The 16291-nt window shown below is 41.3% G+C and carries 9 protein-coding genes and 1 tRNA gene; 3 read left to right on the forward strand and 7 right to left on the reverse strand.

Translation table 11 applies throughout. From position 1 onward, the window contains the following. Positions 1 to 223: 223 nt before the first annotated feature. The 7 genes from HMPREF1528_RS01985 to HMPREF1528_RS02015 form a co-directional block, all read right to left on the reverse strand. Positions 224 to 5698, reverse strand: coding sequence for an alpha-2-macroglobulin family protein (locus HMPREF1528_RS01985; protein WP_016478429.1), 5475 nt, complete (start codon positions 5696 to 5698; stop codon positions 224 to 226). A gap of 126 nt (positions 5699 to 5824) precedes the next feature. After that, positions 5825 to 7507, reverse strand: coding sequence for a DUF6909 family protein (locus HMPREF1528_RS01990; RefSeq protein WP_034567765.1), 1683 nt, complete (start codon positions 7505 to 7507; stop codon positions 5825 to 5827). Next, complete coding sequence (locus HMPREF1528_RS01995; RefSeq protein ID WP_016478431.1) at positions 7497 to 7976, reverse strand: regulatory protein RecX; 480 nt, start codon at positions 7974 to 7976, stop codon at positions 7497 to 7499. The genes HMPREF1528_RS01990 and HMPREF1528_RS01995 overlap by 11 nt, the downstream gene beginning before the upstream one ends. A 116-nt stretch (positions 7977 to 8092) precedes the next feature. Further along, positions 8093 to 8473, reverse strand: coding sequence for a hypothetical protein (locus HMPREF1528_RS02000; protein WP_002674747.1), 381 nt, complete (start codon positions 8471 to 8473; stop codon positions 8093 to 8095). Positions 8474 to 8520: 47 nt separating this feature from the next. Beyond that, positions 8521 to 8591 (reverse strand) — tRNA-Cys (locus HMPREF1528_RS02005). Between the two features lie 45 nt (positions 8592 to 8636). Next, positions 8637 to 9002 (reverse strand): dihydroneopterin aldolase, encoded by a 366-nt coding sequence (folB, locus tag HMPREF1528_RS02010; protein WP_016478432.1) that lies wholly within the window; start codon positions 9000 to 9002, stop codon positions 8637 to 8639. A gap of 17 nt (positions 9003 to 9019) precedes the next feature. Continuing rightward, the gene (locus HMPREF1528_RS02015; protein WP_009417025.1) at positions 9020 to 9970 is read right to left on the reverse strand and encodes a type IX secretion system membrane protein PorP/SprF; all 951 of its coding nucleotides are present in this window, start codon (positions 9968 to 9970) and stop codon (positions 9020 to 9022) included. 871 nt (positions 9971 to 10841) lie between these two features. Here HMPREF1528_RS02015 and HMPREF1528_RS02020 point away from each other — a divergent pair. The 3 genes from HMPREF1528_RS02020 (at position 10842) to HMPREF1528_RS02030 (ending at position 16217) form a co-directional block, all read left to right on the forward strand. After that, positions 10842 to 12218, forward strand: coding sequence for a hypothetical protein (locus tag HMPREF1528_RS02020; protein WP_016478433.1), 1377 nt, complete (start codon positions 10842 to 10844; stop codon positions 12216 to 12218). Between the two features lie 58 nt (positions 12219 to 12276). Then, entirely contained in the window at positions 12277 to 14535 is a 2259-nt protein-coding gene (locus HMPREF1528_RS02025; RefSeq protein ID WP_016478434.1) for a hypothetical protein, read from the forward strand. 95 nt (positions 14536 to 14630) lie between these two features. Then, positions 14631 to 16217, forward strand: coding sequence for a DUF5018 domain-containing protein (locus tag HMPREF1528_RS02030; RefSeq protein ID WP_016478435.1), 1587 nt, complete (start codon positions 14631 to 14633; stop codon positions 16215 to 16217). The last annotated feature ends 74 nt before the right edge of the window (positions 16218 to 16291 follow it).

The raw sequence follows: 16291 nt of genomic DNA on the forward strand, positions 1-16291 counted from the left end.
TTTCATCAAAAACTCTCCCTCCTCTCTTCCGAACTCCTCCGAAATCTTCCGAACCCCTCAATGCTTCCACATTTGCTAATTTTTTCCCCGCCTGCCGTGCTACGGTTGCCGTGTTACGACCTCGCACCTCCGAGCTTCTCAGAAACTTTTCAAATAAAAAAACTGCCCACATTACTGCAGGCAGTTTTTATATCACATCTCATTTTCTAATTATCTCATTTTCTCATTTCCTAATTACCTCCACCCATTTACCATTGGTACGGGTGTTGTAGCGGTTGCTGTACATTGCCTCAGCATAAGTACCCGGCAGATAATAGTGTCCCGCATACGAAGCATTCAGCTTGAGCTTGATATACTTCGTTTGTTTGGCTTTTAACGATAAGTAGAAATTCGCACGGTCGTCACGGAAATCAGTGTAGTCTATATAGCCGTTGCCATCACCTTCATCATAGTCAGTAAATCGGGTGTTTACAATCTCCCAGCCCGAAGGGATAATTTGGGTGAGTGCTACATTGTCTACTCTCTCCCCTGTGAGGTTTGTAATCTCAATAGTAGCTACAAACTGAGTGCTTTGGCGCAAATTGGTCACATCAAGTGTATGTCCGTTGTTATCGCGGTAAGTTGTGTTAAGAGCCAGTCCGTTTTGCATAGCGAGTTCTTTGCCTACAGGTAATATACCGCTGGTAATGAGGCGTACATAGAGGGTTTGGTTGCCGTTGTTCTTCACTTGTAAAGTCTCATTGCCTTTGGCTGCAAGCGTCTTCTGTAGTATTGGCTCCGTAGATTTTAAGTTTTCGGTTTTACCACCCAAAGTATAACTAGTGGCTATATTTCTACCGCTCTTGTTCTTCTGTACATATTTTGCCATTGCATAAAGCGAATAGGCTGTAGTTTGCGTGCTGAGCCAATCGTTAGTCGAGAGCTTTTCGGCAATCTCCAATGCCCAACGTCCTGCATCTTCTTTCCTACCGATAAGCAAAGCGGTTTCCATTGCCATTGCTTTATTGCGCAACACCGAGCCGTAATAGCTATCGGCATCGTCGTCTATGGAAGTGGTTTGGAAGAGTTTTTCAGCAGTTTGCTTTTGTCCCGCAAGAGCGTAGGCAGCTGCCAAAGTGCGTTTAGCGTTAGGAGTGAGCTCACTGAGTTCACGCAAGCGGTTCATAGCACCTATGTTAGGATTTCCGGCAAGAGCCAAGGTATAGAGGCGATAGGCTTGGGCAAAATCGTTTTGGTATTTAACCTCGTAACGCCATTGGCGCGCTTCATTGTTCTGATAGTCGAGCCAACGCTGTTTGCTACCTGAAGGCAATACATAACCTTTCTTCTCGGCTTCTACAAAAAACTGACCTATATACGAGGTTACCCAATCATCGGCATACTTGCCGCCTTTCCAGTAGGTAAACCCTCCATTAGAGAGTTGGTTTTCATACAATTTGCTAATGGTAGCACTTACATTGCGGTTTACCTCATCGGCTTTTTCTTTAGAAAGGGTTACAAAGTCAGCTAAGAAAAGTTGAGGAAACGCCCCTGAGGTGAGTTGCTCGCTACAACCGTGCGGATAAGCGATAAGATACCCCAAACGCTGAGTGAGGTTCACCCCTGGGAAGCTCGATACTTCTAATACAGTCTTGGCTTTTTCACCAAAGAGATTGATATTGAGAGAATGCGACTGTCCGCCTTGTAGTACGGCGTTTTGTACTACATAAGTAACGGGATTAGGGTTGTACACATCCATTTCCACCTCATAAGTCGCTTTTTCTTTACCCGAAGTAGCAATAATTTTCACCTTACCGATACCTGTTTGCGAGGTGGTTTCAAGTTCAAAGTAAGCCATTTGCTCCCCTGTTTTATCGAAGTGCAACTGTTGGTTGCGTGTGCCTACTACTTTAAACAAACCGTTAGTCTCTACTTGTAGCGATACGTTCTTCACTTGTTTTTCCATAGCAAAAACGGTTACCGGCAACACGATTTTCTCATTAGGCACTGCTTTGCGTGGTAAGGAACCTAAAATCGATAACGGACTCACCACAGGTATATCCTTTTTCTCAGCACTACCATAGGCATTGCCCTTTACATCGCTGGCTACTACCATCACACGAGCAGAACCCATATAGTTAGGAATTTTCACGGTATGGGTATTACCTGCCCCTTTTTTCAGTTCAAACGGACCTCTAAATATCACAAAGGGTTTGAAGCGGTTTGCTTTCTGTGCATCGGCACCGCCTAAATCTTCGTCTCCTCCTATACTGAACGCCTGATTGATAGTACCTCCATAAGCACCTATTACATCATCGTAAACGTCCCAAGTCTTTACTCCAAGAGCAGTTTTGCTAAAGAAAGTATTCCAAGGGTTAGGAGTTTTGAAGCGGGTGAGGTTTAGGAGTCCGTCTTCTACGATAGCCAAAGTGTACGTCATCGGTTTACCCGATTTCTCTCTTACCTTGATACTTACTTTTTGGTTAGGAGTCAATCGGTCGGGCATTTGAATGACAGGATTGAGGACGGTATTCTTGTCTACCACCTTCACCGGTATCACCCCATAGAGCCGTATAGGCGCATCATTGAGCGTTTTGTTGTGCGGTTGCAAGAGGGTAACATAGAAATACACATTAGGCGTCATTTTATTGGTGATAGGTACCTCAAAAGTAGTTTCTTTATTAGCGGTCTCTACCCAGTGAGTTTCGAGTACATCGTTCCCGTTTTCTACCGAGATGAGCGCGCGACCGCCTTTGTCTGACGGGAAACTAATCTTAGCTTTTTCACCTACACTGTATTCTTTTTTGTTAGTACCCAAAGCGAGCATTACCGCTTCACTACCTTCACTGCCACGCGATTTGCCAGTCCAGTCACCCCAATCAAAATAAGCAGTTGTGCCACACTTATGACCGCTTTGGTCATCAGTCAGCATAATAAAATAGCGACCCCAGTCGGCATCCGGAATATTGAGTGTAAAACGTGCTTTACCACTGCTGTCGGTAGTGATGTTTTTAGTGGTGTAAATAGCATTGCTACTACTGCTATTGTAGGTAGAGATATTCTGGTTCGAAGCGTCCCACCACCAGTTCCAGCCTACTTTATACACGGTTACCGATACGTCTTTATGGCTGAGTGGTTTGCCGTCTTCGCTGAGTACTACTGCATCGAAAGTGTGGTTTTGTTGGGTGTTGTAATAATCGTATTTGTTGGTTTCGGGCAAACGTAAACCTACGTACTCACTATAAGGTGAGAAAGAAGCGGTACTCACATCGGTACTGAAATCGCCACCACTTTCGTTGGCTTGGGTGAGGAAGTTCACTTTTAGCATACCAGGAGCATCTAAGTCGTTCGTTCTGAAGTAGAAATTCGCATTCCCGTTGCTATCGGTACGCCCTTCAAATACGTTCATCTCTTCGCTCTCAAACTGATAAGCGCGATTGTTGAACACGTATTTTTCATAACCTTTGAAGGCAGTTTCTAAGGGGTAGAACTTCGCTTTCACGCTCACACCTGTATTACCTGCTGGAGTGCCGTGTAACCACAACACTTGCAAGCGCACATTGTCGCCCTTTTGACTGATAAGTTTACCGTTGAGGTTGTTCTCTATCTTCAAGCGGTTAGGCTTAATGGTTTCAATCTTGATGCGTTTGCTGAATTTCGTAGCTCCTGCCGAGATACTCACATTCCAGTTGCCCGTAGGCGCATCGGAGTTGGTTTTCAGTCCAAATACATACTGGTTGGTAGGGTTGCTACTCTGCATACGCTCGGCTATCACCTTTCCGTAAGGGTCGGTAAAGCGCAGTTTGATAGGCAGTTTTTCAGGAGTCTTTTGGGCAAAGTCGTTCAATATAAAGCCCACATAAATGCTATCACCGGGTCGCCATACCCCACGTTCGGTATAGATAAAGCCGTTGAGTCCTTTCTGTAAGCGCATACCATCTACATCGTATTTGCTTACCGACTGTGGTGCGCCGTCGTCTAACTTCACATAGGTAGTGAACTTGTCTTTTTTCACTTTCGCAAAATAAGCACGGCTACTGAGGTCTAAGCGCAATATTCCATTACTATCGGTTTTGCCTTCTTGTATTTTCTGCTGTTGGTAGCTGAATACCTCTACTATTGCTCCAACTACCGGTTTGGTAGTAAGCAAGTCGTTTACTACTATGGTAAAGTTGTTTGTTTGTCCTTTCTTTACAATTACCCCAAGGTCGGAAGCAAGCACATTGGTACCCACCGTTCTGCCGTAGTAATAATTGTCTTTACAAGGACTATCCTCGTCTTCTTCCCAATAGAATTCTTCGTCGTAATCATAGTATTGAGAGTAGGTTACATCGTCGTCATTTAATGGTTTTTGTTCAAACGAAAGGTCAAGAGGTTCTTCGTTTTTAGCACCACAAGCGTAGAGTGAATAGTTTTTGGTCATTCCTAATTCTACGCGGTAAATTGCGCCTGGTTCGGGTGTAATCACCGAAGCAAGGTCGAGCGAATAAGTATTCCACTCGTTCAGCGGATAGAGCGCACTGTCGTTCAGTTTGAGTACTTTCCGTGCAATAGGCTTGCCTACACGTTGTATATACGAGCCTCCGCCCAAATCGTTATCTTGTAAAAACTGAAAGATATTGTTCTCAAAAATGCGGTATACCGTTACATTCACCGCGCGCAAGTTGATAGTTTGGAAGTTGATTTTCAAATTCTGTGAGCTCGGTAGGATAGTACCGCTCTTAAGGAAGCGAATATCGGGTTTCTGCTGTAAAAATTTGATGTCAAAAGACGCTTCTTTTTCCAAGCGGTCTCCGTAGATATTCTTGATACCTTTAGAAACGTGTACCTTGTAGTCGCCTTCTTTCTGCTCTTCGCGGAAGACTTTCACCACGTTGCCGTTTACGCTGTATTTCAGTGCTGTATTGGTATTGCTGAGGCTTATGAGTCCTGTAAAATCTTGTTCTTTTTCTAAGGGGTCAGAAAAGTTTACACTAAAAGCCTGGTTGGCACCGTCGGTTTTAGCGTTCAGTGCCTTGAATACCCCCTTTTGCGGAATAGTATAAGAGAAAGGTATAAGGTTTTCTTTAGGTATGTCTTTAACGTCCCATTTTATTTGAAGAGTTTGTTCTTTGTTGAGACGAGGCAAGCTGTCGAAGATAATCACAAACTTGTTATTAGTGCCTTGCGACTGGAACTTCACTCCTACTTTCTTCCCATCAAGAGTCGCTTTTAAAATCTCTTTAGCGGTTTCGTAAGGTATTTGGTCATTAGCCAAGAGTTCAGCACTAAGAAAATAATAATCACGGTTGTACGACTGTAACTCGTTTGACCTTACTCGAAAGGCTTGTTGAAAAGTTTTCACTGTAAAGTTGAAAATCTCCAGTTCCTTTTTTGGTACTGCATAGAGCTTTTTCACGTGAAACGACACGCGGTACTCTGTGTTTTGAGCCAAAGGTTTTTCAGGCATAAACTCTACAAGTGTAGGGTTTACGCACACCACTTTTCCTTTCACCTTAGGCGAAATTTCAAAGAGGTTAAGGTCGCTCACCTTGTCCATTTTGTCTTGCGACAAGGGTTCATTCAGTAGTATTTTTATTCCTGAGTGAGCAGAGATAAGCCCTGAGGTATACCCTGAAATATAATCTTTAAAAGCTAGTGGGTCGCTGTTGAAATTTACATTCTTCTTACAAGCGATAGCAACCAACAACGCTATCAGTACAAAGCTTATTTTTTTCATATTTTGATGACACTAATATTTTAAGGTACAAAGGTAGGAATTAATTATCAAATTAGCAAATGCTTTCTGAAAAAGCGTACCCTCTAAAAATAATACTTGTGTCACTCACTCTAATTGTTTGTACTGTTACGACTGCCTGTGTGCTCGCACTTTGTTAAATATCTGCTCTAATATTTTAAAGGTGATGAGGTAGGTAGGCTTTACTCCCGTAGTGCCCAAGCCTCCTGAGGCAAGAGTGCTACCAGTCTCCAAAGGATTGTCGGAAGCGTAGTAAGCATAACGCACTTTCACATCTTCACGTATGCTCTTGCGTATTTTTGATGCCGACTGTATGGCTTTTTGGTAATGTACACCTTCCATCTCCAAGCCTACTGCATTCCACGTAGAGTGTAGGAAGAATTTTAATATATCTTTGTTTTGTAGTGAAGTTCCCAGCACAGTAATCATAGAGCCCTCAAACACTTTCAGCCCATTGCCTTCAAAGTCGGCTTTGGTAAATTCGTTGTGGAAAGGATAGTTATCTGCCGTACCTTCGAAGATGTGTGCAGTAGGAATCATCAGGTCTCCTTTCTCGCCTTCCAAGATGCCTGCCTTACCCATAATTGAGATAGAAAGCACGTCTAAGAAATAGGTCTTGCCTCCTTTGTGATAAGGTTTTAGGAGTTCATCTATGGTCTCAAAGGCTTGTTCACCAAAAGCGTAGTCCATTACTAATATCACAGGTTTTTCCCCCTTTTCAAGATGATGTACTTCGTATGGTGTATCTGTAAAGTCTATTTTGGCAGTATCAAACAGTTGCACGTCGATGTTCGTGCCAGAAGTATCGTCTACCGAAATCATTCCGTGTTTATGAGCGTATTCCTTCACTTTTTTGCGTAAAGGTTCACTTTCGGGCAGACTTAGGAGCTCGAAGAGTTCTACACGTGAGCTTACTTCCACTTCTTTGGCAAGTGCTTTTTCAGCAAACAAGCTGTTCATCACGCTGTGCATATTGGCACTGATGATGTGTAACGGGCGTTCTAAGAGTCCATTTTTTAGTAATATATGCTTGATGTGTTCCGCCCATATCTCTCCGTGCAGGTGATGCCCGATACGCTCGCGCAATACAGTGCTAAAGGTGATAGTGCGCTTATCGTCGTTCACGCGCTCGTTCAGAGCGAGCTTGCCTAACCAGTAAATAATGTGGATAAAGCGGTCGGGTAGGGTAGGAGTAGCTAAGGCTTTGTAAGCCCCCAGCACCTCTTCAAAAGTGCGCCCTAAAAGGTTGCCTATGTGTATAAAGGTAGCCTCACGCTCGGCAAGGGTGAGTTTACTCTTTTGTATATTGGCTTCTAATTTTGCCCAATCGTGCGAAATTTTATTGTCGTCTAACAGAATGCGGTCAGCGATTTTGTGTGACTCTATAAATAGGAAAGTAAGGTGCGTAAGCACGTCGTAAATATCCGAACGACCACGAGTGATTTCAATATTCATCTGCTCAGGATCTATACGGTAACAATTGCGGCGACGTTTCGGTGGGATAATAGGCTTGAAGTGCGATTGTCGGTATCCCTCATCAGCAATTAGGTTGATGTATTTACACTGCTCAATCCCTTCCGGCAGACGGTCAAGTACGTAAATAAGCCCGTTCAGTTCCGATTTGCTCTCAGCAATACTGCCATAGATTTCTGGGCGCAATACCAGTAGTGATTCGCGTAGTGCCTCGCCCGAGATACCCATAGGTTTATAGAACCCCCTTGAAAAGAGGTGTCTCATCGTTACATACATACGCTCTATAGCGTTCGTTGATTCCTGTGCTCTACTTTTCATATAATTCTTCTACTTTCTCATAAACCAAATCTGGCTCCCAACCGCGGTACAGTAGGTAATTAGCCAGTTTAGCTTTAGCTTTATAAAGGTTCTTTTCTTTAATAGTAGCTTGTTTTTTCTCAGCCACTATCTCAAAAGTATCTATGTATTCTTCTTCGTCAATTTCTTCTAAGCCAACTTCAATATTGTAATTCGAAAGCCCTCTGGTCTTCAGTTCCCGTTCTATGCGCAGGCGTCCCCATTTTTTGATGCGAAACTTACCACGGGCAAAGCTTTTAGCAAAACGCTCTTCGTTTAGGAAGTCGTTTTGTATCAGGTGTACCACTATATCATCAATAGCCAAAGGTATCATACCCATCGCACGCAGTTTCGTTACTACCTCGCGGTGGCAACGCTCTTGGTAGGCACAATAGGCTTCCAATCGCTCTTTTGCCTCTTGTACGGTATAGGTCTTTGCAGTAGCATCCATTATATTTTGTAATTAGGCAAAGATACAAGAAAAGCTACCAATACGGTAGCTTTCTTTTAATAATAACTTCTTTACATTCTTTTACTAACTTAATTATGCGGGAATTAGAGCTGTGATTAGAATATAGCTGCTAAATCTTTTTTGTATTTAGAAAGTAAAGCTCTTGTTATACCATAGTTTGCTTTGGTGGCGTCTACTACTAAATAAATGAAATAACTACCATTTGCTGACACATCAATAATGTGATGTTGATCTGTTAGAACAATTATAATTTCATCTATTTTTTCTTTAGTAGCCAATCCTAATGCTTGAAGCGCATTTTGTTTAGCTTTTATTACCTCTAAGTTATAAGCAGAAGCTAAGTTAGGATCAAAATTAGGATCTACTGATTCTGCGCCGTAAGAAACCCCTGAACGTACTTCAGTTACTGAAACGGCAACGAACCCAGGAATGTTGTTTTTTACATCCTGAATAAATTTGTCTAAAACGTTTGTCATCTTTTTGAAATTTTTATTTTGTGGATTAATTGTTTAGTTAAAAAGTGAGGCATCGAGCGGATTTGAACCGCTGTAAAAGGTTTTGCAGACCTCTGCCTAGCCCCTCGGCCACGATGCCTTTTTATGTTTTGTAGTATCAGCGTGCAAAGTTACTACCTTTTTTTTAATTAGCAAGTTTTTTCTGTTTTATTTTTACACTCACCGAGGCTACGTCGCCATTAATAGGGGGATTGATTTTCGCAATTTCAAGTGTTATCTTCTGAACCTCAGAAAGCTCTTTGAATATCCTGTCTATAATGCGACCCGCTACGTGCTCTAATAATTCCGACCGTATAGCCATCTCTTCTTTTACAATCCTGTTCAAGTGTACATAGTCTACTGTGTCAGCAAGTCGGTCGCTCTTAAAAGCTTTTTCAAGAGGAACTTTCACCTTCACATCCACGCGGTAATCACTCCCTATAATGCCCTCTTCAGCAAGGCACCCGTGATTGGCGCGAACGCGTATGTTCTTTAAGATAATATGTTGCATTCTATATTGTTATACTACTATCGCTGTGCACATTTACAGTTACTTACTCCTTGGAATAGGTCAAGACCTAAGGTTACTACGTGAGTACCTGAGTTGTATCTGATAAGTTCGTTTAAGTGGAGTTGGTAAGAGTATGCAAAGTACACCATTCCGCGTTTGAGCCCCGCCATAGGACCAATGTTTAGTGGTTTGAAGATTTGGTCATTCAACGAGCGATAGTTCACCCCTACCCAATAATAATCGTCTAAATCCATCCAGCGGAATTTAAGGTTAAAATCAGTAGTAGAACGCCCGTCGCTTTCGTAGTACTGATAGAGTACTGAAGGCTCTATTTCAAAACGACTGTTCTTGTCTTTTTTATAACGGTATCCTGCGTAAACAAGGTAGTTGCGCAAAGCCTTAGGCTCTTCTTTGTAGAAACGCTCAATATCCTTGTTTAAGATGTTTAAACCAGATAGGTTTACGAACCATCTTTTATAGCGGTAAAGCACCGCTACATCAAAGTTGTGATTCACAGTAAAGCGGTCGTTAGTAACTTGTGGGTCAGGAATATTGTCGAACTTGTCGATATCAATCCTAAAAGTGTTTAAGGCATACGAAATACCAAATGAAATAAAGTGGTTGTCATAACGGTCAAGTGTAAGGTGGTGCGCAAACGTAGCTTTACCCCCCATTTGCTTGGTGTTCCCGTTGCGGTCATTATAAAGCATAAGTCCCACGCCACTGCGTTCTCCTAAACGCATATCTCCCGCAAGCGATTGATAATCAGGAGCGCCCTTAACGCCTACCCATTGAGTACCTGCTGAAAGACGTATTCTCACAAAGTCCCCAATACCTGCATAGGTAGGGGCAATAAGAAATTCGCTATCTGCCAAATATTGGTTCATTTGTGGCAAGTTCAGCTCTTGCGAAAGAGCTTTCCCCCCCATAGTGCATAGTGCGAGCATTAACAATACTATTCTTTTCATTGTCGATAAAAATTTACTTAAACTATTTTCTTGCTATAAAATTACTAATTATCTCACAACACCTATATAGTACGTAGCTATGGTGTGCAAAATTTTCAGCAAATATACTCATTATTTTTTTACTGCACTATTTTTTTACAAAAAAAATGTGCATATTTAACACATTTATATTTTTATTAACATTTTTAAAGCTGTTTTTCAGCTTTTTATATTTTTATGTTTTGTGAATAATTAACATATAAAAATAGCCTATTTGTGCTTTTTTATGAAGATTATAATGCTAAAAACGGCTTTTGATGCGTTTTTTCATATGTGTAAAAAACACCGTATCTTAATAACCCTACCTAAACAATTTTAACGTTTCAAAATGATGATTTTTTTCTATAAACCATAAAACTTCTTCTTCACATCACTCTAAAATCACCTTTCCGTCATTATTCTCCCTCCACTCGTCCCACAAGTCCGAACCATTCTGTCTGCCCGACCACATTGGAGGTCGCTTTATAGGAGGTTCAACTTTGCCCTCCGCTGGAGCGAGCTTTTAGCTCGTGCTCTCACTGCTAATTTGCTAATTTCCAAATTTGCTAATTCCCTAATTATCCCTTCTCCTTTCCGTCGCCACATTCCCCCTCATTGAGGTAGCCAGTAACAGCTGGGTATGTGCATCGCGAGAGCGGAGTATGTAACAAGAGAATGTTTCTTTTCAAACAAGTAACCCTATTTGTGGCTTGTCCCCCTTCGGGGGTTCGGGGGCCTTATACTAACACTTGCCAACTAATAATCTTTTTTATCCACATTTCCGGCATCATTGCACTAATTTGGCATTATTTTCGTATACTTTCTCTTAGAAACACAAAAACTATATTCCAAAATGAAAAACATATCTTATTTTTTATTGTTATGCCTTGCCCTACTCATAGGAGCTTGTGGCAACCGAAACGCTTATAAACCCGTTGATCGTGGAAGCAGTACCACCGAATACCCATATGAAAGCTCTGCCACCGATTACCGAGAAGAAAGTAGTGGCGAATTAGCCGAGATAGCCGTAGTTGGCTACGGCGAAAAGAGCGCTAAGAGAAAACCCTCTAAAGTAACAGGCGATGTTAGCAGAAGTGACGAAAGTACGATGTCAGCTAAAATGTCGGTAGCAAAAGATGTAGCAACCAGCAAACCAGCAAAACGCACTGAACCTAAGCACCGCAAACGTCGTCCCGAAAGCGACCCCCAACCTCAGTCCGGCTTGGTAACTGCCGGCGAGTGGAACGACCTCAATAGTTGGGATTTCTACCAAAAAACGCTCAATAAAAATGAATTTGCTTCTTTCCCCGAACATTGGCAAATGTACACCAATCACCGTATAGCGGTACTTGTAACCGCTAATGGTAAGCCTGCTGTGAATATTACCGTTGCGCTCTATCGCAACAATACCCTGCTATGGACAGCTAAAACCGATAACACGGGTAAAGCTGAACTATGGGTGAGTGCCTTCCAAAAAGAAAAAGAGCTTAACACCGAGCATTTGCGCCTAAAAGTAAACGACCAATGGGTGAGCACAGAAAAAGCAATTAGCGAAAACACACTCAACCGTATTGCGCTTAAAAATGAAGTAAAAAAAGCATCAAACGAAGTACAAATTGCCTTTATGGTAGATGCTACGGGCTCAATGAGCGATGAGTTAGAGTTTCTAAAAATGGACTTGAAGAACGTAATCAGTAAGGTAGAAGAAGGAAATAAAAACCTCAAAATAAGCACCGCTACGGTCTTTTATCGCGACGAAGGCGATGAGTATGTAGTCAAACATTCCGATTTTACTAAGGATATCAATAAAACCATTCAGTTTATTAATAACCAAAAAGCTGATGGTGGTGGCGACTTCCCCGAAGCAGTACACTCAGCCGTCAATCAGCTCAATAAACTCCAATGGGACAACGAGGCACGCACACGTATTGCCTTTTTAGTACTCGATGCTCCTCCACATCACGAAGATAAGATACTCAAAAGCGTACAAGCATCAGTTAAAACCGCTGCCGAGAAAGGTATCAAACTCATTCCTATCGTAGCCAGTGGTATCGATAAGCCCACCGAGTTCTTAATGCGTTTTATGGCAATATATACCAATGGTACCTATGTCTTTATCACCGACGACAGCGGTATAGGTAACGCCCATTTAGAACCCAGTGTAGGGGAGTATCAAGTCGAAAAACTCAGCGACTTAATGATTCGTCTTATCAAAAAGTATACAGAATGATCTGGCTCACTTTTTGCTACACAAGTCTCAGCTTTTTAACTCTTAATTTTTTACTCAAATGAAAGCACTTCCCCTATTAGCACTATTTCCGCTATCACTTATAGCCCAAAACCCTATTCCTGCTGGCTCTTACAAAGCCAGCTCTCTTGGCAATGCTTTGGAGCTTAGGATTGGTAATAACAACACTTACGAATTGGTAGGCGCTTCGGGCAACTATACCTTAAAGGATAAAAAAATAGAGTTCTCTTCCGATGCGTCGTCTTTTTTGGTTGAGAAGAAACAGAGCAATAGCTCTCAGTTGCAAATTACCTTTAAAATAGGAACAGGGCTCTTTGGCGACCCACATTTCTTATATGTAGGTTACCAAAACAACAAAGGTGAAGTGGAATATGTGTGTGTACATAACAAAATCACTTCATTGGAAAATGTAGAAAAAACAAAAGACAGCAATGGAGTTGGTTACTACGTATTAGAAAGTTTTGAAGTGCCACGTACTGAAAACCTTTACTTAGTGAATGCCCATTCAGTAGCTTTCAACAATAAATCCAAAGAAGTAATTATTGAGAAATATCCTATCGGAAAGACAACCAATGCCGTCGAAGTAGAATTTTTAGGAACCAATAATATGCTTAATTTAAAAGGCACTTACAACCCCAATAAAGGAACGATTTCTCTTACCGAAGGCGATTCCGATAACGCAATTCTGTTCAGTAACAAAGCAAGCACTCCTAATCCAGCAAAAGTAGCCCGTAGCAATAAGGAAAATGTAAAGAATTGGAAATATCTCATCGCTTTTGAGGAAGAACAGGATATCCCCGAATACAATCCTGAAAAAAGAGCTAAGCAGAAAAGCCAAGCAGATATTTCACTACCCAAGAACTTGAAAACTGCCCTTGCTTCAGCCGATAAATATAGCCGTTTGGTAATAGTTTTCCAACAACCCGATAACAAAGAGGCTCAACAACAATTCGCTGCCCTTTTTGCCAAATATAAAGAAGAAGACGGTAGCAATGGCTATCCGTATGAACTCTATTTGGCTACTACCAAAGATATGAAAACCCTCAAAGCCAAAGGCGTACCTACAGGTAACCAAATGGCTGTGCTTGACGTAGCCGGTAATCTGCTCTACAATCAGCCCTCTACTATCGAAGAGGTTGCCAATGACGAAATAGTAACAAGTGATTCTTACGGACAGCAGTTCGGTACAATAGCAATGGCTCGTGCGCTCGACAAAGCTTTGGGTAACCCTAAACTTTCTGTAAAAGACCTACAAGCTATTTTTACCACTTTCCTCAAAAAGGACAGCCAGCGTGTGTATTTGTTAGCTAAAAATCGTCCCGTGCAAAAAACAGGCGACTCTAATGAGGAAGAAGCCTTCGACTATATAGCGCAAGAGCAAGAAGATTACTTCTCCGATTTTAAAAACCAAAAAGGCATCTACCAAATGCAACTTACCCCTGAGCAAGTAACTACCCAATGGCAGCGCATCGTAAACGCTCATAAAAACGATAGCAAACTCGATTCCACATATGCTTTCTTGCTCGCTCTTAATAGCAATGATAGCGATTATTATTACCGAATTTTCAATGCCGAAAAGCCTGCTTCTCCTGCTGATGTAGATGCAATCGCTTATTTGGTGAAGTTCAGCGAGGAAATTAAAGCACATAACGAAAAACTCATTCCTAAAAACGATGACTATGCAGACTATCAACAACGCTTAGAGAAAGGCGTAATAGAAGCAAACTATGGACACTTCAGTACTCTTCTCGACCGCCTTGTATTCAACGACAAAACTCTTTTTGAACCTGTAAAAGCCGTTTATATCGAAGGTGTCAAAAAGAACGTACTTACCGCTGATGATTACATCGATTTTCTCTATGAAAACAACGTAGAAGAAGCCAGTGCTTATTTCGGCGAATACTATAAAAGCCTATTGAAGAGAGATAGTAATCTCATTGCAGCACTCGATAAGGCTTTTTCCGAAAGCGATGAAGAAAACAGTTGGAAGTATTACAAAATGCGCTTTGCTAACCGCGCTAATAACATCGCTTGGAAAGTGTACGAAGAACATAAAAACGACCCCGCTAAATTAGCAGAACCCTATCAGTGGGCAAGCTCGGCAGTACAGTTAGAACCTGAAAATCCTTATTACTTAGATACCCTCGCTCACCTCTTGTACATACGCGGTGAAAAACAAGAAGCTATTAAGCTCGAAGAAAAAGCCGTAAAACTCCTTTCAAAAACTAATGATGAATTTGAGTCCCAACGCCAAGAGGTAAAAGCTAATCTCGAAAAGATGAAACGAGGAGAGATGTAGTACCTCATTTTCTCATTCCCTTATTTGCTCATTTGCTAATTACGTCTTATCTTTGCACTTTCTAATAGCAAGCAATTCAAAAAAATTTATCTACAATGAAAAAATTGTACGTTTTATGCATCTTGCTCATCGCTTTTGCGTGCAAGAAAGACAATGATGAAACGCTCCCACTGAGCGCTGAAAAAGACATTCTTTCGTTTGTCTTTACCGTAGAGGGTAACACTTATAGTGGTACTATCAGCAATACCACTATCACCGCCCAATTACCTGAAGACACCGATGTTGCCACCCTTACTCCTACCATCACGGTTTCTAAGGGCGCTACCGTAAGCCCCAATACAGGGGTAGCTCAAAACTTCTCTAAGGAAGTAACCTACACTGTAACCGCCGAAAACAAAAGTACTAAAACCTACAAAGTATTGGTTACCACCGAAAAAACCGAACAACCGCAAGTCCCAATAGAAATTGGGCACGTTCCTAATGAATATACGGTAAACAAAGCAGGAGGCGAGGTGATTTTCTTCGAGGTAAATACATTACCCGTCAAAAAAGAGCAAATAAAAGTAAAGCTCCTTAAATACAGAAGCGCACTCTCTTACGACCTCAAAGTACAAAAGATAGACAAAAAAGAAAGACGTGTATATGTGGTCTTGCCTGCAACTTATAAAAACGGTCAATATCGCTTTAAAGCAACCTTCGACAAAGAAGAAGTGGAAAGTGGTGTTTTTACCTTAGATAGTAGTGAGATTGTTTTAGATGTTTTAGATATTAATCTTTTTGAAGGTCCTGTACAAACATTAGCAACTACCAACTTGCAAGTCTTTAAAGTGCTAGTATACGCTAATGCTGAAGCCTTAAAGAAATACACCTATTACCTACGTAAAAACGGACAAGATTACCAGCTTACAGTTGCAGAAATATCTGGTTACAATCTCGAATTTAAGATGTTCAATACACCTGCTGGAGCTTTCAGCGGAGGAAATGACTTTAAGTTTGTAGTAAAAGGGGGTGCTAAAGAGCAAATACTTCCTTTTGTAAACAGCGACGGACAAGCGATAAACATATTGCCTACCTATGCCCCAGTAATCAAATCTCTCTCTGCAACTACCCTAAAAACAGGTGATGAATTAACCATAACAGGAGAAAACTTTACCTATATGAGCGTAGGTTTTAATACTAATTACAGATATTGCGAGTTACTTTTAATTAAAAACGGAGAAACAAAAGCAACTTTAAGTACTTATAATCACCGAGGTGCCACCGCAACCTTTAAAATAGATAATAATGTAGAGTCAGGTACTTATAAGGTAGTGTTGTCCTCTCAAATACAGCTGAAATCAGAGGTCTTTGGTCAAGAAGTTACTATTCAAAAAGTTGTCCCTGAAACTCCTCCACGCTTGAAAGTTAAAGGTACTGCTGAACTTATAGACAAAGACGCCTCTTTTTTCGCTAAACAAATTAATATTTTCTTTAATGAAGAAATAGGTAATGCCACTATAAAAGCTATTGTATTTCCTAATCTGAAAATAGAAAATATGACTAGATATCCAGCAGCAGTAAGTACACGTAGACTATCTGATAGTGAATACGACTATTTATTAAAAGACCTGCCCAAAGGCTATGTACTCATAGAAGAAAACGGCAAAGAATATAAAGCAGAATTCTCTTTGAGAAAAGTCTGAAGTCAATAAGTTGTATAGCTTAACAGAAAATAAAAAGACTTTGCCAAGGGGTTAATAGCCTGTCGTGCTACGAC

The organism is Capnocytophaga sp. oral taxon 336 str. F0502, from assembly GCF_000411575.1.
GTDB classification, from domain to species: Bacteria; Bacteroidota; Bacteroidia; order Flavobacteriales; family Flavobacteriaceae; genus Capnocytophaga; species Capnocytophaga ochracea.

Coding starts and splice junctions, on each gene's coding strand:
- HMPREF1528_RS01985 (WP_016478429.1), bottom strand. CDS start 5,698: ATGAAAAAAATAAGCTTTGTACTGATAGCGTTGTTGGTTGCTATCGCT.
- HMPREF1528_RS01990 (WP_034567765.1), bottom strand. CDS start 7,507: ATGAAAAGTAGAGCACAGGAATCAACGAACGCTATAGAGCGTATGTAT.
- HMPREF1528_RS01995 (WP_016478431.1), bottom strand. CDS start 7,976: ATGGATGCTACTGCAAAGACCTATACCGTACAAGAGGCAAAAGAGCGA.
- HMPREF1528_RS02000 (WP_002674747.1), bottom strand. CDS start 8,473: ATGACAAACGTTTTAGACAAATTTATTCAGGATGTAAAAAACAACATT.
- folB (WP_016478432.1), bottom strand. CDS start 9,002: ATGCAACATATTATCTTAAAGAACATACGCGTTCGCGCCAATCACGGG.
- HMPREF1528_RS02015 (WP_009417025.1), bottom strand. CDS start 9,970: ATGAAAAGAATAGTATTGTTAATGCTCGCACTATGCACTATGGGGGGG.
- HMPREF1528_RS02020 (WP_016478433.1), top strand. CDS start 10,842: ATGAAAAACATATCTTATTTTTTATTGTTATGCCTTGCCCTACTCATA.
- HMPREF1528_RS02025 (WP_016478434.1), top strand. CDS start 12,277: ATGAAAGCACTTCCCCTATTAGCACTATTTCCGCTATCACTTATAGCC.
- HMPREF1528_RS02030 (WP_016478435.1), top strand. CDS start 14,631: ATGAAAAAATTGTACGTTTTATGCATCTTGCTCATCGCTTTTGCGTGC.